This window comes from Nocardioides sp. Soil805, assembly GCF_001429625.1.
Classification (GTDB): Bacteria; Actinomycetota; Actinomycetes; order Propionibacteriales; family Nocardioidaceae; genus Nocardioides.
Genome location: NZ_LMSU01000005.1, coordinates 140,244 through 161,888, shown reverse-complemented (window position 1 = coordinate 161,888; position 21,645 = coordinate 140,244). Strand labels below are relative to the sequence as shown.

Here is a 21,645-nt window from a genome sequence, read left to right as displayed (position 1 = left end):
TACACAGACCGGGACTAGCGTCATGTGCCATGACGAGTTTGACTCATGACACGGCGGTCGTGGCCCGGTCACGGACGGGAGCGGGGCTCGGGTTCGCGCTCGTCTCCGCCACGACGTTCGGCCTGTCGGGGGCACTCGCGCGCGGGCTGCTCGACAGCGGCTGGAGCGCTCCGGCCGCGGTCACCGCCCGCATCGTCATCGCCGCCGTGGTGCTCGTCGTCCCGGGAGTGCTGGCCCTGCGCGGGCGCTGGCACCTGCTGCGCACCAACGCCGGGCTCGTCGCGGCGTACGGCGTGGCCGCGGTCGCCGGCGCGCAGCTGTGCTACTTCTACGCCGTCTCGTACCTCCAGGTGGGGGTGGCGCTGCTCATCGAGTACACCGCGCCGGTCGCGGTGGTGGTGTGGCTGTGGCTGCGCCACGGCCACCGCCCGCACCGGCTCACCGTCCTCGGCGCCGCCATCGCGGCCGCCGGGCTGGTGCTCGTGCTCGACGTGCTCTCGGGTGCCGACCTGGACGCGGTCGGCGTCGCGTGGGGACTCGGGGCGATGCTGGGCGCGGCGACGTACTTCGTCATCTCGGCCGACGAGGACAACGGGCTGCCCGGCATCAGCCTGGCCGCCGGCGGCCTCGTCGTGGGCGGCACGGTGCTCGGCGTGGCCGGACTGCTGGGGGTGCTGCCGATGCGGGTGAGCGCCGCGCGCGTGTCCTACCAGGGCGTCGAGGTGGCCTGGTGGGTCCCGGTCCTGGCCCTCGGCCTGGTCGCCGCCGCCGTCGCCTACGTCACCGGGATCGCGGCCGGACGCCGCCTCGGGTCCCGGCTGGCGTCGTTCGTGGCCCTCACCGAGGTGCTGATGGCGCTGGTGTTCGCCTGGCTGCTCCTCGGCGAGCTGCCCCGACCGGTCCAGCTGGCCGGCGGCCTGCTGGTCCTGGCCGGGGTCGTCGTCGTCAAGCTGGGGGAGGGGGCACCCTCGCCCGTCGTCGAGCCGCTACCGGAGGAGGTCAGCGCGCGTCCTGCCGCTTGAGGAACACCTCGCGGTGCAGCAGGAGCAGCGCCGCCGCGACGGGCACCGCCAGCAGCGCGCCGATGATCCCCATCAGGCTGCCGCCCAGCAGGGCCGCGATGACCGTGACCGACCCGGGGATGTCCACCGAGCGCTTCATGATCCTGGGGTAGATCACGTAGGACTCGAACTGCTGGTAGGCGACGTAGTAGATCGCCGTCACGAGTGCCGTGGTCGGGGAGACCGTCAGGGCCAGGGCCGTGATGATGACCCCGGACACGATGGCGCCGATCACCGGCACCAGCGACAGCAGTCCCACGATGAACGCGAGCGCGAACGAGTAGTCGCCCAGTCCCACGATGGCCGTGAAGATCAGGGTGCTGATGCCCGCGCACACGGACACCAGGATCGCGCCCGCGACGTAGGCACCCGTGGAGCGGATGATCCGGTCGCCGAGCTCGCTGACCCTGGCCCGCTTGGAGGCGGGGGCGACGCTGTACGCCGCCAGCTTGATGCTCGGCAGGGAGGCGAGGAAGTAGACCATCAGCACGATGACGATCAGGGCGTTGGCGAGGGCGGACAGCACGGCGAGGCCGACGCCGAGCGCCCCGCCGAAGACCCGCTGACCGAAGTCGCCCTGCGTGACGTAGTCCTGCACCTTGTGGATCACGTCGAAGCGGTCGTCGAGCTCCTGGACCTGACGGTTGCGCTGGAGGTCGTCCAGCCAGCCGGGCGCCTTCTCGGTGATCAACGCGATCTGGTCGCTGGTCACCGGCGCCACGGCCACGACGAAGAGCACGAGGACCGTGATCACGACGAACAGCACGAGCAGGACCGACAGTCCACGGCGCATGCCGCGCCTCATGAACCACTCGACGGTGGGGTTGAGGCCGATGGCCAGGAACATGGCCAGCACGAGCAGGGTCAGGACCGAGGAGATGCTGAGCAGCTGCTGGCTGAGGAACACCGCGACCAGCGCGCCGAGCGCGCCGAAGAAGCCGATGTTGAAGGGGGAGTGCCGCAGCACCGAGTGCTGGACGGTGTCGCGGCGCGACGGCGGCGCGACGTACGGCGTCGTGTCGATGACCAGGTCGGTGGCGTCGTTGATCTGCTCGGCCACGGCGACCGACGAGGCCGCCGCCTGCTGGGCGTCGTCGGCCGCCTCGTCCGCACGCTCGGCGGCTTCCTCGGCGCGCTGGGCCTGCTGCCCGGCCTGGTCGACGGCCCGGTCGACGACCTTCTCGAGGTGCTCCCCGGCGTCCGCGTGGGTCGCGTCGGGCGCACCGACGAGCACCCGGGCCCCGGAGGGCGGGGACTCGGCGGCGCTGGACTGCTGGAGTCGACCGCGCAGGCGGTCGATCCAGCTCAGGACTCGTCCTCGGAGAAGCCGGCGACGACGTCGCGCAGGGCGCCGAGCTGGGCGGCGACCGCGTCGCGGCGCTTGGTCATCCGGTCGACCTCGGCCTGCACGGCGGCGAGCTCGCGCTCGGCGTCCGCGGCACCGCTGGCGGCGACCGAGTCGGCCTGGGTGGTGGCCGAGGCGACGATCTGCTCGGCCTCACGACGGGCCCGGCTGAGCAGGCCCTCGGCCTCGCTCTGTGCCTGCTGGCGGTGGGCGTTGGCCTGGGCGGTCGCCTCGCGAGCGCGCTGCTCGGCCGCGGCGGCCCGGTCCTCGGCCTCCTGGACGAGGCGCTGCGTCTCGGCGGTGGCGCTGGAGTGGTGCTCGGAGGCCTCGCGGGCCAGCCGCTCCTTCTCCACGGCGAGCGTGCGCCGGGCCTCCTGGACCTCGCGGTCCGCGGCGGCGCGGGCCTGCTCGGCCTCCCGGCGGGCGGTGGTGCGCAGCTCGTTGGTCTCCTGCTGGGCGGCGAGACGGACCTGGTCGGCCTCGCGGCGGGCCGCGGCGAGGATGTCCTCCGCCTCGGCGCGCGCCAGGGTGCGCTCCTGCTCGGCGTCGGTGGTGAGCCGGCTGCGCATCTCGTCGAGCTCCTTGAGCTGCACCATGCGCATGTCGTCGGCCTCGCGGGACGCGTCGGCGCGGATCGCCTTGGCGTCGCGGTTGGCCTGCTCGCGGATCTCGGCGGCGTCGCGGGTGGCGGCCTGCCGCACGTCCGCCGCCTCCTCCTCGGCCAGCTTGAGCATCGAGGTGGCGCGTCCGCCGAGGCCGGCGTACGTGGGGTTCTTGTTCTCCTCGAGCTCCGCGCGCATCCGCTGCGCCTCGGCCTCGAGCTCGATGACCCGCTGCTCGGAGGAGGTGAGGCTGGCGCTGAGGCCGGACTTCTCGGTGGTGAGCTGGTTGATCCGCTGGTCGACCGCGGCCTTGTCGTAGCCGCCGCGGCGGACCAGCGGGAGGGCGGGGGCGGTTGCGCCGGCGGGGGTGCCCGGGGTGGCCGGGGTGCTCGGACGCGCGGGCGACGAGGCGGCCGCCGCGGGGGTGGCCTGCGGCGCGGCCGGGGACGCCGGGGTCGCCGGGGTCGGTCGCGGGGAGGCGGGCGCGGCAGGAGCCGGGGCAGCGGCCCCGGTGCGGGTGGTCGGGGTCTCGTCGGCCGGGGGCACGGCGGGCATGACCTGCGTCGACTCTCCCGCTGACGCGTCGGCGGCACCCTTGGCCGAGCTGCCGGTGGGGTCGCTCACGGCCTCGCCGGTCGTCTCCCCGGTGAGGTCGGCGTCGTTCTCCGGCTCCTCGTCGAAGATGGACAGTCCCTGGTCGCGGCTCATGGTGGAGCACCCACTCTCTACGTCGATCTGGCGGTGAAGTCTGCGGTCGGCCCAGTCTGTCCGATGCCCGGGGACAAACACACCCCGGCTCGCGGAAACGATCCGCGAACCGGGGTGTGACGAGAAAAGGCGCTCAGACGCCGCGGAACCGGTTGATGGCGTCCTCGTGCTGGGCGCGCATCTCGGGGTCGCGGACGCCCTGTCCCTCCTCGGGGGCCAGGCACAGGACGCCGACCTTGCCCTGGTGGGCGTTCTTGTGGACGTCGAGGGCCGCCTGGCCGACGTCCTCGAGGCTGTAGGTCTTCGACAGGGTGGGGTGGATCATCCCCTTGGCGATGAGGCGGTTGGCCTCCCAGGACTCGCGGTAGTTGGCGAAGTGGGAGGAGATGATGCGCTTGAGGTTCATCCACAGGTAGCGGTTGTCGTACTCGTGCATGTAGCCGCTGGTGGAGGCGCAGGTGGTGATGGTGCCGCCCTTGCGGGTGACGTAGACCGAGGCACCGAAGGTCTCGCGGCCGGGGTGCTCGAAGACGATGTCGATGTCCTCACCGCCCGTGAGCTCGCGGATCTTCGCGCCGAACCGCTTCCACTCCTTCGGGTCCTGCTGGGTGCCCTCGTCGTTCCAGAACCGGTAGCCCTCCTCGGAGCGGTTGATGATGAGCTCGGCGCCCATGGAGCGGGCGATGGCGGCCTTCTCCTCGTTGGAGACCACGCAGACCGGCACCGCACCGCCGTTGAGGGCGTACTGGGTGGCGAAGCCGCCGAGGCCGCCCGAGGCGCCCCAGATCAGGACGTTGTCGCCCTGCTTCATGTCGCCGCCGTTCTTGGACACGAGCTGGCGGTAGGCGGTGGAGTTGACCAGGCCGGGGGAGGCGGCCTCCTCCCAGGTGAGGTGGGCCGGCTTGGGCATGAGCTGGTTGGACTTGACCAGCGCGATGTCGGCGAGGCCGCCGAAGTTGGTCTCGAAGCCCCAGATGCGCTGCTCGGGGTCGAGCATCGTGTCGTTGTGGCCGTCGGGGCCCTCGAGCTCGACGGAGAGGCAGTGCGCGACGACCTCGTCGCCGGGCTTCCAGGCGTTGACGCCGACGCCGGTCTTGAGCACGACGCCCGCCAGGTCGGAGCCGACCACGTGGTAGGGCAGGTCGTGGCGCTTGGTGAGGGGGGAGAGGCGGCCGTAGCGCTCGAGGAAGCCGAAGGTGGAGACGGGCTCGAAGATCGAGGTCCACACGGTGTTGTAGTTGATCGCGGAGGCCATCACGGCGACCAGGGCCTCGCCGGGGCCGAGCTCGGGCAGCGCGACCTCGTCGACGTGCAGTGACTTGCGGGGGTCCTTGTCGCGAGCCGACAGGCCCTCGAACATGTCGACCTCGTCCTTCTTGACGAAGGCCGCGCGGTAGGACTCGGGGAGCTTGAGGCTCGCGAAGTCCTCCGCGGTCGCGTTGCCGGACTGGATGGCTTCGAGGATGTTCTGCACGGGTGTCTCCTGGTGAGGCATCGGTGGCACGAAAATGTGGCTGCAAGATACCGGTCGGTAACCTGCAGTGGTCAGCGGTGTGACGTAGTTAGCACGACGAGGTGGGCCCGCCGCGCCGTCGCAGCCGGCGCTGGGTGCGACGACCGAGGCGTACGCCGAGGGCGAGGCCGTGCTGCCCCAGTCGCGGGAAGGCGTCCACGACGCGTGCCTCGACGCCCCGCCACCGCGGAACGGCCGTGACCGGGCGCGGCCGGTCCAGGACGTCGGCGACGGCCTCGGCCACCCGGTCGGGGCTCAGCAGGGTGCCGGAGAACGACAGGGCGGCCCCCGGGTCGTCGAGCTTGTCGTGCAGCATCGGCGTCCAGATGCCGTCGGGGCACACGCAGCTGATCTCGATGCCGCCACGGCCGCCCAGACCCGCCAGGCGCAGGTCGGCGGCCGTGCTGAGGCTGAAGCCGAGCACGGCGTGCTTGGAGCCCGCGTAGACCCCCTCGCCCGGGACGGCCACCAGGCCGGCCAGCGAGGCCACGTTGACGACGTGGCCCCGGCCCTGCGCGCGCATCGCGCCGATGGCGCTCACGGTGCCGTTGACGACCCCGAGGGTGTTGACCTCGACCATGAGGCGGCGCTGCTCGGGGGTCTGCTCCCACGCCGGTCCGGTGATGAGCACCCCGGCGTTGTTGACCCAGACGTCCAGCGACCCGGTGCGCTCCACGGTCTCCGCGGCGGCGGCGTCGCACGCCTCGGCGTCGCGGACGTCGAGCGCCGACGCGAACGCGCCGCCGCCGATCCGCTCCGCGACCGCGGCGGCCGCCTCCGGGTCCACGTCGGTGACGTGCACGACGTGGCCCCGCTCGGCCAGCAGGGCGGCGATCCGGGCCCCGAGGCCACGGCCGGCGCCGGTGACGAGGGCGCCCACGGGATCAGTGGTCCCCGGAGGCGGCCGGCTCGACGAGCTCGACGAGGACGCCGCCCGCGTCCTTGGGGTGGATGAAGTTGATCCGGCTGTCGGACGTGCCGCGCCGTGGGGCGTCGTACAGCAGGCGCACGCCGCGCTCGCGCAGCACGGCCGAGACCGCCTCGACGTCGGTGACGCGGTAGGCCAGCTGCTGCATCCCCGGGCCGGAGCGGTCGAGGAACTTCGCGATCGTGGACTCCTGCGAGAGCGGGGCGAGGAGCTGGATGTGCGAGCCGGAGTCGCCGACGGCGACCATCGCCTCGCGCACCCCCTGCTCCTCGTTGGTCTCCTCGTGGGCCACGTGCATGCCGAACGTGTCGCGGTAGTAGGCGATCGCCACGTCCAGGTCCGGGACGGCGATGCCCACGTGGTCGATCGCGGTGAACAGGTGCTCGGGCAGGTCGAGAGGTGCGGTCATGGCCGCCATGGTGGCAGGTGTCGCGGGCGGTGGGTTGTGATCCCCGCCACCCCCGACCCCGCCCGCGGACGGCGGCGGTATCGTCACGAACAGACCACGTCAACCGATACCGCCCACGTCGCCCGGAGGCCGCCCGCATGTCCACGTCCGTCATCGTTGCCGGAGCCCGTACCCCCATCGGCCGCCTCCTCGGGGGCCTCAAGGACCAGTCCGCCGCCGACCTCGGCGGGGTCGCCATCAAGGGCGCCCTGGACCGGGCCGGCGTGTCCGGCGACCAGGTCGAGTACGTGATCATGGGCCAGGTCATCCAGGCCGGCACCGGGCAGATCACCGCCCGTCAGGCCGCGGTGAAGGGTGGCATCCCGATGGACGTCCCGGCGATCACGATCAACAAGGTCTGCCTCTCGGGCATCAACGCCATCGCGCTGGCCGACCAGCTGATCCGCGCCGGCGAGCACGAGATCGTCGTGGCCGGCGGCATGGAGTCGATGACCCGCGCCCCGCACCTGCTGCCCGGCTCGCGCTCCGGCTTCAAGTACGGCGACACGGCCCTCGTGGACTCGATGGCCTACGACGCCCTCCACGACCAGTTCACCGACCAGGCCATGATCAACCTGACCGAGAGCTGCAACTCGGCCGGCACCAACCTCAGCCGCGAGGAGCAGGACGCCTTCTCGGCGCGGTCGCACCAGCGTGCCGCGGAGGCCTGGAAGAACGGCGTCTTCGACGACGAGGTCGTCCCGGTGACCATCGCGTCCCGCAAGGGCGACATCACGGTCGGCCAGGACGAGGGCATCCGCGGCGACACCACCGTCGAGTCGCTGTCCGGCCTGCGTCCGGTCTCCAAGGACGGCACCATCACCGCCGGGTCCGCCTCCCAGATCTCCGACGGTGCGTGCGCCGTGGTGGTCATGAGCAAGGCGAAGGCGGAGGAGCTCGGTCTCACCTGGCTCGCCGAGATCGGTGCCTCCGGCCAGGTCGCCGGCCCGGACTCGACCCTGCAGCTGCAGCCGGCCCGCGCGGTCGAGAAGGCGGCGGCCAAGGAGGGCATCTCGGTGGCCGACATCGACCTCTTCGAGCTCAACGAGGCCTTCGCCGCGGTCGGCATCGAGTCCGCGCGCCAGCTCGGCATCAGCGAGGACAAGGTCAACGTCAACGGCGGCGCCATCGCGCTGGGCCACCCGGTCGGCATGTCCGGTGCGCGCATCGTGCTGCACCTCGCCCTCGAGCTCCAGCGCCGCGGCGGCGGCACGGGTGCCGCGGCCCTGTGCGGTGGCGGCGGTCAGGGTGACGCGCTGATCATCCGGGTCCCGCAGGCGTGACCTCGGGCTCAGCCGGGCCGGGATCCCTCGCGCCCGCGGGCCCCGGCCGGGGACGGCGTCGTACGACGGCGTCGGTCCCCGACCTCGTCGCGCGGGCCCGGGAGGGCGACGCCCGCGCGGTGGCCCGCCTGATCTCGCTCGTCGAGGACGAGTCGCCCCTGCTCCGCGAGGTGATGGCCGGACTGGCGCCCCACGCCGGGCACGCCCAGGTCGTGGGCATCACCGGGTCGCCGGGGGTCGGCAAGTCGACCTCGACCAACGCGCTGGTCGGCGAGCTGCGCCGTGCCGGCAAGCGGGTCGGCGTGCTCGCCGTGGACCCGTCCTCACCGTTCTCCGGGGGCGCCCTGCTCGGCGACCGCGTCCGGATGCAGGACCACGCCACCGACCGCGACGTCTACATCAGGTCGATGGCCTCCCGCGGACACCTCGGGGGCCTCGCTTGGACGACCCCCCAGGCGCTGCGCGTGCTCGACGCCGCCGGCTGCGACGTGATCCTCGTGGAGACCGTCGGCGTGGGGCAGAGCGAGGTGGAGATCGCCGGGCTGGCGGACACCACCCTGGTGCTCCTCGCGCCCGGCATGGGCGACGGCATCCAGGCCGCCAAGGCCGGGATCCTGGAGATCGGCGACCTCTACGTCGTCAACAAGGCCGACCGCGACGGCGCCGACCAGGTCAAGCGCGACCTCCGCTCGATGCTGGCCCTCGCGACCCGGGCCGAGGGGGCGTGGAAGCCGCCGATCGTCAGCACCGTGGCCGCCAAGGGCGAGGGCCTCGACGGCGTGGTCGCGGAGATCGAGCGACACCACGCCTGGCTCGCGTCCAGCGGCGAGCTGGAGCGGCGTCGTACCCGCCGCGCCCGTGACGAGATCGAGGCGATCGCGGTCACCGCGCTGCGTGAGCGGTGGGGCGACGTGCACGGCCGCTCGGAACTCGACGAGCTCGCCGCCGCGGTCGTGGCGGGGGAGTCGGACCCCTACGCGGCAGCCGACGTGCTGCTCGCGAGCATCCAGACCTCCTGACGGGTTTGGCCGTTCCGGTCACGCGAGGACCCGTCCGCTCCTATCTTCGCGGACATGAGGCACTTCCGCACCGCGCTCGCCCCGGCCCTCGTCGGCCTGGGCCTGACCCTGGCCCTGACGTCGGCCCTGGCGTCGGCACCCGCCCTGGCGACCCCGGACGAGGCACCCTCGGTCGCCGGTCACGCCGACAGCCGGCTCGGCGCGCGCGGCGGTTCGCTCTCCTTCTCCCCGGCGGCCTACGTCGGCGGTCAGGCACTGACCTTCAGCGGCAGCCTCGGCGTGCGCGGCGCGCGGAGGATCACGCTCCAGCAGCACATGAACCGCCCGGGCGACCAGTGGTTCGCGGTCCGCGGCTTCTCCGGCTCCACCGCTGCCGACGGCAGCTTCAGCTTCTCCTTCCCGGCCCCGGCCATGCTCGGCATCCGCTACCGCGTGGTCGCCAAGGGCGGCGCCGCGACCCCGCCGGTGAGCTTCCGGGCCAAGGGCCAGGACCTCACCATGTGGGTCGCCGGGCCGGACCCCACCAACGCGCGCGTCCCTGGGCAGCCGGTCGCCGGCGTGCCGTTCACGCTGTCGGTGGACACCACGCCCAGCCTCGTACGCCGCCCGGAGACCATCGGGCTGCCGGTCTTCGCCGGGCGCACCCTCACCCTCCAGCGGCGCGTGGACGGCGACACCTGGGAGACGCTGGGCACCTCGCTGGTGCTGGCGGACGGGATGGGCTACTTCCCGGGCGTGACGTCCGCGGCCGGCACCGTGGTCTACCGGGTGCGCCAGGAGGACGTCGTCTCCGACGGCCACCGGATCGGCTGGATGCAGACCTTCCCGGCGTACGTCACCGTGCTCGACGCCGGTGAGGTGCTGCCCGCGGCCACGGCCGGGCGTCCCGTCGTCCCGCCCGTCGCCCGGACCGTGGCCCCCACGGGCACGCAGCGCCGCGGCGCCGGTGCGGCCAGCGCCACCGCGAGCAGCCGCTACGGGTGGTACCCGACGTTGTGGGACTACACCTGGGAGGCCGGCCAGTCGTTGACGAGCCCGCCCGACGTGGGCTCGGTGCGCACCGGGTGGTGGCAGGACTACGCCGACGGCGCCGGCCGGGTCAGCCGCCAGAACGGCGGCCTCTACCTCGACAGCCAGCGCAGCAACGCGGGCGGCCCCGGTGACTTCGGCACGACCCGTGCGACGCTGGTGGGCGCAGCCCAGGCCTACGGGCGGTGGGAGGCGCGGCTGCGGCTGAAGACCGCGGAGGCGACGGCCCGGGACTTCGCGGTGCTGGTCGAGCTGGTGCCCGAGCGGGCCGAGGACTACGCCTGCGGGCGGCGCAACATCACGCTGGCGCAGGTCGCCGCCCACAGCTCGGCGATGAGCTTCGGGGTGAAGGCCGACACCCGCCAGTGGACGAGGACGCGCACGGTCCCGAGCCTGGTCCACACGTCGCCGGCCGTGGCCGTCGAGGTGGCCCCGGACCACATCACCTGGTTCTGGGACGGCAAGCCGATCGGCACCGTCAAGGACCGGGCGGCCGTGTCCGGCGTACCGATGACCCTGCGCTTCAGCATGGTCGGCGACCAGACGAGCGAGCACAACCAGACCGGCGTCGTGTCGGACTGGCAGCGCGGCTTCGCCCTCGGCCGTGGTCGCCAGGTGAGGTCGGGGCCGGCACTGCAGGCGGGCACGCTGACGACCTGCGAGTCCTGACGCCTGCGCGCCTCCGTCGCGACGGCCGCGGGGACTGGTAGGAAAGTCCGGTCCCCTGCCCGTCCGCACGAGGAGTTCCCCGATGAGCGCCAAGAAGGCGATCCTCGCCCTGGTGGTCGTGTTTCTCGGCTTCTGGATGTTCACCGACCCCAACGGCCTCGCCGACGCCGCGACCGCCGGCGTGGGCAAGACGGCGGAGCTGGCCCAGCAGCTCTTCACGGCCGTCATCGACTTCGTGGGCGCCCTGACGTGACGCCCCACCCGGCACGGGGCTGACGGCGGTGCGCGGGCTCTTCGACCCCCGCATCCGCCGGCACCTGCTGCGCGAGGAGGGGGAGGTCATCGTCGACGAGGTGCGCCACCACTGGGTCGTCTTCGTCCTCCCCGCCCTGGAGGCGCTCCTCGGCCTGGGCCTGCTCGTCGCGGTGCCCTTCATCGACATGGACCTCGCGTGGTTCCCCTTCGCGCTGGCCTTCGGGCTCTGGGGCCACGCCGCCTGGAAGGCGCTGGGCGAGCACATGGACCGGTTCGTGATCACCAACATGCGCGTCTTCCGCGTGCACGGCGTGCTCTCGCAGCAGCTGGCCACCATGCCGCTGTCCCGGATCCTCGACATCACGGTCAAGAAGCCGCTGCACGGCCGCCTCCTGGGCTTCGGCCACTTCGTCTTCGAGTCCGCCGCCCAGGAGCAGGGCCTGCGCGACATCCGGTACGTCGGACGACCCGACGACCGCGACCTGTCCATCCAGCGGGTGGTCCAGCGCTCCGGCCTGCGCGGTCCGCGCGTGGCCAACTGACGCGACCCGACCGATGGACGAGCGCCTCGACGAGCTGGTGCTGCGGGCCGTGGAGCTGGTCCCGCGGGGCAGGGTGGTCTCCTACGGCGACCTCGGCCGGGTGGTCGGTATCGGGCCCCGCCGGGTCGGCTCGGTGCTGAGCCGCCACGGCGGCGGTGTGACGTGGTGGCGGGTCACCAACGCGGCGGGGGAGTTCCCGTCCGACCTGCTCCACGAGGCCGTGCCGCACTGGCACGAGGAGGGCATCGCCCTCAAGCACTCGGGCCGAGGCTGCCGGATCGACGTGCACCGGGCCGACCTCGCGGAGCTCGAGCTGCGCTGGCGGGAGGCCGCGGCCGACCTGCTGGGGGACGCGGAGGAGGACGACGGCCCGGGGTGAGCAGCCTCACCCGGACTGAATGTGCACCGTAGTGCAAGTTTGCCCTACAGTGCAGGTATGAGCCTCGACCTGACCACCTGCGGGCTGCGCGCGGCGAAGAAGCAGCGCACCCGCGACGCGCTCAGTGCTGCCGCCATCGCGATCGTGACCGCGGAGGGCATCGACGCCCTCACCGCGGACCGGATCGCCGCGGAGGCCGGGGTGTCGCGCCGGACGCTGTTCAACTACTTCCCCCGCGTGGAGGATGTGCTGACCGCCTCCATCGAGGAGGTCACGCGCGACACCGTGGCGGCCTTCGTGGCCCGCCCCGCCGACGAGCCGCTCCGGCAGTCGATCACCGTCGTGCTCGACGGCCTGCTCGACGACCCCGTCTTCGCCCAGGCCTTCGCGCTCGAGCGGGCGGCCGAGGCCTCGCCGGCCACGCGGCGCTTCCTGCGCGAGTTCAGCGACTCCCAGACCGACGCGCTCGAGACGGGCCTGCGCGACCGGATCGGGCCCGACGCCGATCCGGTGTACGTCGCCGCGCTGGCCGCCGCGACCGGTGCGATCCTCGACCGGCTGACCCGGCTGGTGGTCGCCGAGTCGCCCGACGCCCCGACCGACGACCCCGCCGTCACGCGTCGCTACCACGACGCCCTCAGGCAGGCGTTCGACCTGCTCTTCACGGGCTTCGACGAGTCCGGTGCCTCGACCTCGACCTCCCCGCTGGAGAACTGACATGGCCTCCCTCCTCTACCGCCTCGGCAGCGCCGCGGCCCGCAAGCCCCTCGCCTTCGTCCTCGCCTGGGTCCTCGTGCTCGGCGCCGGGGTGGGCGCGATGCTGTCGCTGCAGCGGCCCCTCACCAACGAGTTCGAGCTCCCCGACAGCGAGTTCGCGCAGGTGCTCGACGACCTGGGCGAGCAGATCCCCGAGGTCGCCGGGGGCTCAGGCACCGTCGTCCTGCACTCGGAGGACGGCTTCACCGCCGCCCAGCGCGACGCGATCGACGCGACGATGGCCGACTGGGAGAAGCTCCCGCACGTCACCGGGACGGTGGACCCCTTCGCCACCCAGGCCGAGCTCGACAAGAGCGGTGCCGACCTGCGCGAGGGCCGCCAGCAGCTCCTCGACGGACGCCGTGAGTACGACAAGGGCGCGCGCCAGCTCCAGCAGCTGCGCTGGCTCATCGGCGAGGGGGAGCGCGACATCGCCCGCCTCCAGCGCACCGACCCCGACGACCCGACCCTGCCCGCACGCATCGACGGCCAGGCCGAGCTGGAGTCCACGCTGGCCGACGGCGAGGAGCGCCTGGCCGACGCCCGCGAGCGGCTCGAGGACGGCGAGCAGCAGTACACCCACGGGGCCACCCTGCGCGGTCTCGGCGACGGCGTACGCCTCGTGAGCGAGGACGGCACCACCGCGCTGGTCCAGATCCGCTTCGACGCCAGCATGCAGGAGATCTCGCCCGACGACCTCGCCCTCGTGCCGGAGGCCGGCGAGCAGCTGGCGGACGCGGGCGTCGAGGTCGACTACGGCCAGGAGCTGGTGTTCTCCACCGAGGTCGGGGGCATCGGCGAGGCCATCGGCATCGGCGTCGCCACCGTCGTCCTGCTGGTGATGCTCGGCTCGCTGGTGATGGCCGGGATGCCGCTCGCCGTTGCGTTCACCGGCGTCGGCGTCAGCCTCCTCGGTGCCCTCGCGCTCACCCACTGGCTGGACCTCCAGCAGATGGCGCCCGTGCTCGGGGCGATGCTCGGGCTCGCGGTCGGCATCGACTACGCGCTGTTCATCGTCAACCGACACCGCCGCCAGCTCGCCGACCTCGCCCACGCGGGTCACGAGGTCGACCGCGAGGACGTCCGCCACAGCATCGGCCTGGCGACCGGCACCGCCGGCACCGCGGTCGTGGTCGCCGGCGCCACAGTGGTCATCGCGCTCGCGGCCCTGCTCGTCTCGGGCATCCCGGTGCTGGTGCAGATGGGCGTGCTCGCCGCGGCCACCGTGCTGGTCACCGTGCTCGTCGCGATGACCCTGACCCCGGCGCTGCTCTCGCTCGCCGGCCGGCGCGCGATCCCGCGTCGTACGACGCAGGACAAGCCACGCAAGGACGGCTGGCCCGAGACGTGGGTCGGCGTCGTGACGCGACGCGCCCCCGCAGCCGTGGTCGCGGTGGTCCTGCTGATGGGCGTCCTGGCGATCCCGGCGCTCTCGCTGCGGCTCGGCCTGCCCGACGGCGGCTCGGAGCCGGTGGACTCCACGGCCTACCAGGCCTACGACCGGGTCGCCGATGCCTTCGGCCCCGGGGCGAACGGGCCCGTGATCGTGTCCGCCGACGTCGAGCAGCCGGTCGCAGACGGCGACGTCGTGGCCACCCAGGCGCGGATCGGCTCCGCGCTCGCCGACGTGGAGGGCGTCAGCGACGTGCTCCCGATCGGGGTCAGCGAGGACCGTCGTACCCTCGCGTTCCAGGTCGTCCCCACCGAGGGGCCGTCCGCCGCCAGCACCGTCGCTCTCGTCGACGAGCTGCGCGGACCGGTGACCGACGAGCTGGCCGCCGACGGCGTCGACGTCGGGGTCACCGGGGCCACGGTCGCCAACATCGAGGTCTCCCAGAAGCTCGCCGACGCGCTGCCGCTCTACCTCGTGCTGGTGATCGGCCTGTCCCTGCTGCTGCTCACCATCGTGTTCCGCTCGGTGCTCGTGCCGATCATCGCGACCGCGGGCTTCCTGCTCTCGGTGGTGGCGAGCTTCGGCGTGATCGTGGCGGTCTACCAGTGGGGCTGGCTCGGCGGCGTCTTCGACGTGCACAACCCGGGCGCGGTGCTGAGCTTCATGCCGACGCTGCTCATCGGCATCCTGTTCGGCCTGGCCATGGACTACCAGATGTTCCTGGTGTCGGGGATGCGCGAGTCCTACGTGCACGGGCAGGACGCCCGCCGCGCGGTCCACACCGGCTTCGCCTCCGGTGCCCGGGTGGTCGCGGCCGCGGCCCTGATCATGGTGTCGGTCTTCGCCGGCTTCGTGTGGTCGCACATGACGATGGCCCGCCCGATCGGCCTCGGCCTCGCGGTCGGCGTCCTGCTCGACGCCTTCCTCATCCGGATGACGCTCACCCCGGCCGTGATGTCGATGCTGGGGGACAAGGTCTGGTGGATGCCGGTCTGGCTGGACCGGATCCTCCCGCACCTCGACGTGGAGGGGTCGGCGCTGGTCGACAAGCAGCGGGCGCCGCGCCGTGTCCAGGACGACGAGCGCCATGACGTCGAGCAGGACGCCCTCGTCTAGCCTGCTCACCATGTCCGGCCGGCCCCTCGACTTCATCGACGAGGCGGCGCGCCAGTGGGGCAAGCGATGGGACGGCGTGCCGGCGATGCACGCCGTCACCTCGCTGATGCGGGTGCAGCAGCTGGTGATCGGCCGGCTGGACGCCCTGCTCAAGCCGCACGGGCTCACCTTCGCCCGCTACGAGGCGCTGGTGCTGCTGACCTTCTCGTCCCGCGGCTCGCTGCCGCTGGGCAAGATCGGGGAGCGGCTCCAGGTGCACCCGACCTCGGTGACCTCGATCGTGCGACGCCTGGAGGCGTCCGGGTTCGTCGTACGCCGTGCCTCGCCGTCCGACGGGCGCGCCGTGCTGGCGGAGATCACCGACGAGGGTCGCGCCGTCGTGGAGCGGGCCACCGCCGACCTGACGTCGGCGGACTTCGGGCTCGGGGCGCTCGACGACGACGCGCTCTCGCAGCTGTCCGAGCTGCTGCGCCCGGTGCGCCGCGAGGCGGGGGACTTCTAGGCCCTCACTCGGGGATCGGCGGGCCGAGCACCTCGAGGCCGTAGCGCGGGCCGACCGCGGCCCAGCGCGGGATCTCGACCTCGGGCGGCTGTCCGTCGTCGCCGGGGAGCCGGTGCGCGGTGGCCGGGATGCCGACCTCGTCGTAGAGCCCCATCAGGCCGCCGGGTGCGGTGAGGGCGAGCAGGCGGGCCGGCCGGTCACCACGGATGCGGAAGGCGTGCGGGACGCCGCGGGGCAGCCACACGAAGCACCCGTCGTACAGCTCCCAGGTCTGGTCGCCGCCGCGGTAGCTCACCCGGCCGGAGAGCACGAAGAACGCCTCGGCCTCGTGGGTGTGCTGGTGCAGGGGCGTGGCGATCCCCGGCGGCTGGGTGACGAGCGAGACGCCCAGCAGGCCCTCGGTGTGCTCGGGGCCGACGAGGTGCTCGAACAGCGACCCCACGGCCCAGGTGGCCGGGCCCTCGCCCGGCTCGCGGACGACCACTCCGGTCGCGGTGACGGACTCGCTCATGGCTGCTCCTCGGGCCGCACATATTGGTCGGAATCGGGTTCGGACCAATATTGGTACGGTAGGCCGCGTGGTGGACCCGGTCAAGAGGCGTTACCGCTCGGACGTGCGTGCCGAGCGGGCCGCCGCGACCCGGCGGGCAGTGCTGGCCGCCGCCCGGGACCTGTTCGCGGACGGCGGCTACGAGCGCACGTCGGTCGCCGACGTCGCGGCCCGTGCCGGGGTCAGCGTCGACACCGTCTACACGGCGGTGGGGCGCAAGCCCGAGCTGCTCCTCGCGGTCGTCGACATGGCCCTGGGCTCGAGCGACGAACCGGTGCGGGCAGAGCAGCGCGACTACGTCGTCGCGATCCGCGCGGCCGAGACCGCCCGCGACAAGATCGAGGTGTACGCCGCCGCGCTCGGGCGGCTGATGCCCACCGTCGTGCCGCTCCTCGAGGCGCTGGCCCAGGCCGCGGTCACCGACCCGGGGTGTGCACGGGTGCGCGACGCGATCGCCCAGCGCCGGGCCGCCAACATGCGCCTCTTCGCCGCCGACCTCCGCGGCACCGGGGAGCTGCGACCCGACCTGGACGACGACGCCGTGGCGGACGTCGTCTGGGCCACGAACTCGCCGCAGTACTTCGTGCTGCTGGGCTCCCGCGGCTGGACGGCGACGGCGTACGCCGAGCACCTCGCGGACCTGTGGTGCCGCTACCTGCTGGAGCCGGCCGAGGGGGCGGGAGCGAGGTTTCGCGAGGGATAGTAGGACGTCCTACTATTGCCCGTATGACCCAGGACACAGGCAGCCACGACACCGGTTCGGCACGCGAGCGCTGGCAGGCGAGCTACGACGGGTCGCGGACCCGCGACGTCGACTTCACCACGCTCAGCGGCGTCGAGGTCGACCCGGCGTACGGCACCGACGAGGGGGAGTGGCCCGGCCAGTTCCCATACACGCGCGGCCTGTACCCGACCGGCTACCGCGGTCGCACCTGGACGATCCGGCAGTTCGCCGGCTTCGGCAACGCCCAGCAGACCAACGAGCGCTACAAGATGATCCTGGGTCGTGGGGGCGGCGGTCTCAGCGTCGCCTTCGACATGCCGACGCTGATGGGACTCGACTCCGACGACCCGAAGTCGCTCGGCGAGGTCGGCCACTGCGGGGTGGCCATCGACAGCGCCGCCGACATGGAGGTGCTCTTCGACGGCATCGACCTCGGCCAGGTCACCACGTCGATGACCGTCAGCGGCCCGGCGGTCCCGGTGTTCTGCATGATGCTCGTGGCCGCGGAGCGGGCGGGCGTCGACACCGGCGCGCTCAACGGCACCCTGCAGACCGACATCTTCAAGGAGTACATCGCGCAGAAGGAGTGGCTCTTCGGTCCCGAGCCGCACCTGCGGCTCATCGGCGACCTGATGGAGTACTGCGCGGCCGAGATCCCGGCGTACAAGCCGCTCTCGGTCTCCGGGTACCACATCCGCGAGGCCGGCTCGACGGCCGCGCAGGAGCTGGCGTTCACGCTCGCCGACGGCTTCGGGTACGTCGAGCTGGGGCTGTCGCGCGGCATGGACGTCGACGTCTTCGCGCCCGGCCTCTCGTTCTTCTTCGACGCCCACGTGGACTTCTTCGAGGAGATCGCCAAGTTCCGCGCCGCCCGTCGCATCTGGGCGCGCTGGCTGCGTGACGTCTACGGCGCGAAGACCGAGAAGGCGCAGTGGCTGCGCTTCCACACCCAGACGGCCGGGGTCTCGCTGACCGCCCAGCAGCCCTACAACAACGTGGTCCGCACCGGCATCGAGGCGCTGTCGGCGGTCCTGGGCGGCACCAACTCGCTGCACACCAACGCCCTCGACGAGACGCTGGCGCTGCCGAGCGAGCAGGCCGCCGAGATCGCGCTGCGCACCCAGCAGGTGATCATGGAGGAGACCGGCGTCGTCAACGTCGCCGACCCGCTGGGCGGCAGCTGGTACGTCGAGGCGCTCACCGACAAGATCGAGGCCGAGGCCAACGCGATCTTCGACAAGATCCTGGCCATGGGCGGCTCGACGCTGACCCACGACGACGTCGAGGGCCTCGCGGCCGCGGCGCGCACGGGCGACGACCCGATGACCAAGGGCCTGCTCCAGGGCATCGAGAGCGGCTGGTTCATGTCCGAGATCGCCGAGGCGGCCTTCCAGTACCAGGTCGCGCTGGAGAAGAAGGACAAGCGGATCGTCGGCGTCAACTGCCACGAGGAGTCGGTCACCCACGACCTGGAGATCCTGCGCGTCAGCCACGAGGTCGAGGTGGAGCAGGTGCGCCTGCTCGCCGAGCGGCGTGGCCGGCGTGACGATGCCGCGGCGTCCGCCGCCGTGCAGCGGATGGTCGAGGTCGGTCGCACCGACGACAACATGATCCCGGCGATGCTCGACGCCGTGCGTGCCGAGGCGACGCTCGGGGAGATCTGCGACGCGTTGCGCGCGGAGTGGGGGGTCTACCGCGAGCCCGCACGCTTCTAGCGGGCGAGCAGTCCAGCGCCGCGAGCCCGCACGCTTCTAGCGGGCGCGCTCGTCGGGGTCGCCCGTGAGGTCGTGGGTGCGCACGGGGTCGCCGAGCTCGCGGTGGTGGGCGCGGACGGCGCCGAAGGTCCAGAGCTTGTTGAGCACGAAGCCGAGCGGCGTCACGACGGCGATCACGGTCAGCTGCCCCCAGTAGAGGCGGCTGCGCAGGCCGCTGGTGTCGTCGAGCACCGACCGCGGGAGTGCCAGCGGCGAGCCGGGGTGGAGCAGCACGGTGAGCAGCACCAGGCCGAGTGCCTGTCCGGCGAGGCCGACCGTGAGGAAGGGCCAGTACTCGCGCCACCAGCGCGAGTGGTCGACGCTGCGGAAGGTCCAGCTGCGGTTGAGCTGGAAGTTCCACAGGTTGGCGACGAGGAAGGCGATCGTCGAGTACAGGTGGTACCAGCGGACGTTGAACTCGGAGGCCGGGAGGCCGACGACGACGTCCTCGAAGTGCGGTCCGAGGCGGCGCAGCGCCACCAGCACGAGCAGGTTGACGACCACCCCGCTGGCCCCGACGAGGCCGAAGCGGGTGAGCAGCACCAGGTTGTGGGCGTGGCGTCCGAGGATCCTGGCGACGACGCTCACGCGAGGAGGCTAGCGGGGGAAGCGGGAGCCCGTTCGACCGCCTCACGGGTCTGTGGAGAGAATGGGGCCATGACCCAGCAGCCGTTCTCCCGTCCCGGTGCCATCGACCTGTCCGGCCTGAAGCGGCCGGCGTCCGCCCCCGCCTCGGCTCCCACCGGCGGTGCGGCTCCCGGCGCGCCTCGCGCCGGTGCGTCGTCGTACTCGGTGGACGTCACCCAGGACAACTTCCAGCAGATGCTGCAGGAGTCGATGACCGCCCCGGTCGTGCTGGTCTTCCACTCCGCGGCGCAGGCGCCGGGCAGCGAGGCGTACGCCGCCGACGTCGCCGCCGTCGTCGAGGGCCAGGAGGGGCGCCTGCTGGCGGGTCTCGTGGACATCGATGCGGCACCGGAGATCGCCCAGGCGATGCAGATCCCGCAGGTGCCGCTGATGCTCGTCATCCTCGACGGCCGCCCGGTCACGCAGCCGATCCCCGGCGCGCTCTCGCGCGAGGAGCTGGAGACCCTGTTCGGCCAGCTCGGCCAGCAGCTCACCGCCCAGGGCATCTCCGGTCGCCACCAGCCCCGCTCCAGCGCCGCTCCCGCCGGCGAGGACGAGGAGCCGCAGGGCGACCCGCGGTACGCCGCCGCGCAGGACGCGCTCGGCGAGGGCGACATCGAGCGGGCGGTCGCGGAGTACCAGAAGCTGGTCGACGCCAACCCGGCCGACACCGAGGCCGCGGCCGGGCTGGCCATGGCCAAGGTGCTCCAGCGCACCCAGGGCGCCGACCTGCACGCCGCGCGAGCAGCGGCGGCCGACGCCCCCGACGACGTCGACGCGCAGACGCTGGTCGCCGACCTCGACCTCCTCGGCGGCCATGTCGAGGACGCCTTCAACCGGCTCGTCGCGCTCGTCGCCCGGACCTCGGACGCGGAGCGCACCAAGGCCCGCGACCACCTTCTCGGCCTCTTCGCCGCGGTCGGAAACGACGACGAGCGGGTCCTCGCCGGGCGCCGGAACCTGGCCTCGGCGCTCTTCTGAGTCCACCCCGGCGTGTCGGACGTGCAGAAGTCCCGGCGCCGAGGCGGGCCGAGCGGGACTTCCCGCCTCCTGACGACTTCGGCACGTGCGACACGCCGCGGGGCCACACTGTCCGGGTGACGGTGCAGGGAGTGGTGCGCGAGTGGCACGACGACGAGGGCTGGGGAGTGATCGACTCCGAGGCCACCCCCGGCGGCTGCTGGGCGCACTTCTCGTCCGTGCTCGTGGCGGGGCAACTGACCCTGAGGGTGGGGCAGCCGGTGACGTTCACGTTCGAGGTGGTCGACCAGGACGGGTTCTCCCACCGGTCGGTCGAGGTCTGGCCGACCGGGGCGGCGCCGGTCCGCACCGAGCCTTCCGAGTGGGACTCGACGGCCTTTCGCTCGGAGCTGCGTATCACGTTCGACGACGCGTGACACCCGACGACACCGCGTCTCGTCCGTAGTTGTGTGTGGCATCGGTGCCACTTGGTGACACCGAAGCCACACCCAACCTCGGCGTCGGGCGCTCCGGCACGGGCGGCGGGTCAGGACAGCGCGGCGACCACGGCGCGGACGGCGGGGGACTCACCCATCGACGCGCGGTGCAGGACCATCAGCTCGCGGGTCGGGGTCGGCCGGTGTGCGGCGACCGCGACGACGTCGTCGCCGAGGGGAGATCGGCCGAGCCGGGGGACGAGTGCGATCCCCAGCCCCGCGCCGACGAGGGCCAGGTGGCTGTCGAACTCCCGCGCCACGTGGGCGATGCGCGGCAGGCGGCCGGTGCCGTCGTACATGCGTCGGAGCCACTGGCGACAGATCGTCCCCTCCGGGGTGGCGATCCAGGCCTCGTCGATCAGGTCGTGCGGCGAGACGCGCGTCCGGCCGGCGAGCCGGTGGCCGCGGGGCACGACCACGTCCGCGACGTCGCTGCCCACGGACGTGGCCACGACGTGCGCGGGGACGTCCAGCGGCACGTCGCCCCAGCGGTGCACGACGCCGAGGTCGACCTGACCGGTCGCGACCAGGTCGACGGTGTCCCACGGCTCGTGCTCGGCGAGGGTCAGCGTGAGGTCCGGGTGGGTGTCGAGGAGGGCCCGCACAGACGGCGCCACGCGGCCACGCATCGCGGTGGAGAACGCCGCGACGCGCAGGTGGCCGGCCACCCGTCCCGTGTCGCGGAGCAGCGACGACTCGAGCCCCTCGAGGTCGGTCAGCAGCCGGTCGCCCGCGTCGACCAGGTGCCGGCCGGCGCCGGTGAGCATCACCCCGCGACCCACCCGCTCGAGCAGGCTCACCCCGGCCTGGCGCTCGAGCCGCTTGACCTGCTGCGACACGGCGCTCGGCGTGTAGCCCAGCGCGTCGGCCGCGGCGACCACGGAGCCGTGGGTGTCCACCGCACGGAGCGAGGCCAGGGCGGCCAGATCGATCATGCAGCGATGCTACATCGACAGGGGTCCGACGATTTGCTGGTGCTTCATCG

General features: G+C 72.8%; 22 protein-coding genes. 14 read left to right on the top strand and 8 right to left on the bottom strand.

Annotated elements, in window-relative coordinates; translation table 11 throughout:
- The first annotated feature begins 29 nt into the window (after positions 1-29).
- Positions 30-1,022, top strand: coding sequence for an EamA family transporter (locus ASG94_RS19440; RefSeq protein WP_056928135.1), 993 nt, complete (start codon positions 30-32; stop codon positions 1,020-1,022).
- On the opposite strand, the gene ASG94_RS19435 is transcribed toward ASG94_RS19440, so the two are convergent.
- The 5 genes from ASG94_RS19435 to mce all read right to left on the bottom strand — a co-directional run bounded on the left by ASG94_RS19435 (position 1,000) and on the right by mce (position 6,566).
- Positions 1,000-2,295, bottom strand: coding sequence for an AI-2E family transporter (locus tag ASG94_RS19435; RefSeq protein WP_056928134.1), 1,296 nt, complete (start codon positions 2,293-2,295; stop codon positions 1,000-1,002). The genes ASG94_RS19440 and ASG94_RS19435 overlap by 23 nt on opposite strands.
- 71 nt (positions 2,296-2,366) lie before the next feature.
- Positions 2,367-3,716: a hypothetical protein gene (locus ASG94_RS21900; protein WP_056928133.1), complete on the bottom strand. Its 1,350-nt coding sequence runs from the start codon at positions 3,714-3,716 to the stop codon at positions 2,367-2,369.
- 133 nt (positions 3,717-3,849) lie between these two features.
- Positions 3,850-5,190, bottom strand: a complete 1,341-nt coding sequence (gene ccrA / locus ASG94_RS19425; protein WP_056928132.1) for a crotonyl-CoA carboxylase/reductase — start codon at positions 5,188-5,190, stop codon at positions 3,850-3,852.
- Positions 5,191-5,278: 88 nt separating this feature from the next.
- Complete coding sequence (locus tag ASG94_RS19420) at positions 5,279-6,109, bottom strand: SDR family oxidoreductase (RefSeq protein WP_056928131.1); 831 nt, start codon at positions 6,107-6,109, stop codon at positions 5,279-5,281.
- 4 nt (positions 6,110-6,113) lie between these two features.
- On the bottom strand, positions 6,114-6,566 hold the full coding sequence (mce, locus tag ASG94_RS19415) for a methylmalonyl-CoA epimerase (protein ID WP_056928179.1): 453 nt from the start codon (positions 6,564-6,566) through the stop codon (positions 6,114-6,116).
- 137 nt (positions 6,567-6,703) lie between these two features.
- On the opposite strand from mce, the gene ASG94_RS19410 reads away from it, so the two are divergent.
- The 9 genes from ASG94_RS19410 (at position 6,704) to ASG94_RS19375 (ending at position 15,548) form a co-directional block, all read left to right on the top strand.
- Entirely contained in the window at positions 6,704-7,888 is a 1,185-nt protein-coding gene (locus tag ASG94_RS19410; RefSeq protein ID WP_056928130.1) for an acetyl-CoA C-acetyltransferase, read from the top strand.
- The gene (meaB, locus tag ASG94_RS19405) at positions 7,885-8,907 is read left to right on the top strand and encodes a methylmalonyl Co-A mutase-associated GTPase MeaB (RefSeq protein ID WP_082624375.1); all 1,023 of its coding nucleotides are present in this window, start codon (positions 7,885-7,887) and stop codon (positions 8,905-8,907) included. Before ASG94_RS19410 ends, meaB begins: the two co-directional genes overlap by 4 nt.
- Before the next feature lie 54 nt (positions 8,908-8,961).
- Positions 8,962-10,605 carry a hypothetical protein gene (locus tag ASG94_RS19400; protein ID WP_056928129.1) on the top strand — a complete coding sequence of 548 codons (1,644 nt, stop codon included), beginning with the start codon at positions 8,962-8,964 and terminating at the stop codon, positions 10,603-10,605.
- A gap of 82 nt (positions 10,606-10,687) precedes the next feature.
- Complete coding sequence (locus tag ASG94_RS21895; protein ID WP_156411718.1) at positions 10,688-10,858, top strand: hypothetical protein; 171 nt, start codon at positions 10,688-10,690, stop codon at positions 10,856-10,858.
- A gap of 28 nt (positions 10,859-10,886) precedes the next feature.
- Complete coding sequence (locus ASG94_RS19395; RefSeq protein WP_235537335.1) at positions 10,887-11,402, top strand: PH domain-containing protein; 516 nt, start codon at positions 10,887-10,889, stop codon at positions 11,400-11,402.
- Between the two features lie 13 nt (positions 11,403-11,415).
- On the top strand, positions 11,416-11,781 hold the full coding sequence (locus tag ASG94_RS19390) for an MGMT family protein (RefSeq protein WP_056928127.1): 366 nt from the start codon (positions 11,416-11,418) through the stop codon (positions 11,779-11,781).
- Between the two features lie 57 nt (positions 11,782-11,838).
- Positions 11,839-12,498: a TetR/AcrR family transcriptional regulator gene (locus ASG94_RS19385; protein WP_056928126.1), complete on the top strand. Its 660-nt coding sequence runs from the start codon at positions 11,839-11,841 to the stop codon at positions 12,496-12,498.
- Position 12,499: 1 nt separating this feature from the next.
- Entirely contained in the window at positions 12,500-15,046 is a 2,547-nt protein-coding gene (locus ASG94_RS19380) for an MMPL family transporter (RefSeq protein WP_082624374.1), read from the top strand.
- A 10-nt stretch (positions 15,047-15,056) separates the two neighbouring features.
- Entirely contained in the window at positions 15,057-15,548 is a 492-nt protein-coding gene (locus ASG94_RS19375; RefSeq protein WP_056928125.1) for a MarR family winged helix-turn-helix transcriptional regulator, read from the top strand.
- 4 nt (positions 15,549-15,552) lie between these two features.
- On the opposite strand, the gene ASG94_RS19370 is transcribed toward ASG94_RS19375, so the two are convergent.
- Complete coding sequence (locus ASG94_RS19370; RefSeq protein ID WP_056928124.1) at positions 15,553-16,059, bottom strand: cupin domain-containing protein; 507 nt, start codon at positions 16,057-16,059, stop codon at positions 15,553-15,555.
- 67 nt (positions 16,060-16,126) lie between these two features.
- Here ASG94_RS19370 and ASG94_RS19365 point away from each other — a divergent pair, with 67 nt between their 5' ends.
- Positions 16,127-16,801 (top strand): TetR/AcrR family transcriptional regulator, encoded by a 675-nt coding sequence (locus ASG94_RS19365; protein ID WP_056928123.1) that lies wholly within the window; start codon positions 16,127-16,129, stop codon positions 16,799-16,801.
- Between the two features lie 23 nt (positions 16,802-16,824).
- Positions 16,825-18,537: an acyl-CoA mutase large subunit family protein gene (locus ASG94_RS19360; RefSeq protein ID WP_056928122.1), complete on the top strand. Its 1,713-nt coding sequence runs from the start codon at positions 16,825-16,827 to the stop codon at positions 18,535-18,537.
- A 36-nt stretch (positions 18,538-18,573) separates the two neighbouring features.
- Here the strand turns inward: ASG94_RS19360 and ASG94_RS19355 are convergent, their stop codons facing one another.
- Positions 18,574-19,164, bottom strand: a complete 591-nt coding sequence (locus ASG94_RS19355; RefSeq protein WP_056928121.1) for a GtrA family protein — start codon at positions 19,162-19,164, stop codon at positions 18,574-18,576.
- 69 nt (positions 19,165-19,233) lie between these two features.
- Between ASG94_RS19355 and ASG94_RS19350 the strand changes: the two genes are divergently transcribed.
- Together ASG94_RS19350 and ASG94_RS19345 are read left to right on the top strand one after the other, a co-directional pair.
- Positions 19,234-20,184 (top strand): co-chaperone YbbN, encoded by a 951-nt coding sequence (locus tag ASG94_RS19350; RefSeq protein ID WP_056928120.1) that lies wholly within the window; start codon positions 19,234-19,236, stop codon positions 20,182-20,184.
- Between the two features lie 116 nt (positions 20,185-20,300).
- A complete protein-coding gene (locus ASG94_RS19345; protein ID WP_200958205.1) occupies positions 20,301-20,600 on the top strand; it encodes a cold-shock protein in 300 nt (99 codons plus the stop codon).
- A gap of 110 nt (positions 20,601-20,710) precedes the next feature.
- Here the strand turns inward: ASG94_RS19345 and ASG94_RS19340 are convergent, their stop codons facing one another.
- Positions 20,711-21,595 carry a LysR family transcriptional regulator gene (locus tag ASG94_RS19340; protein WP_056928119.1) on the bottom strand — a complete coding sequence of 295 codons (885 nt, stop codon included), beginning with the start codon at positions 21,593-21,595 and terminating at the stop codon, positions 20,711-20,713.
- Positions 21,596-21,645 lie beyond the last annotated feature (50 nt).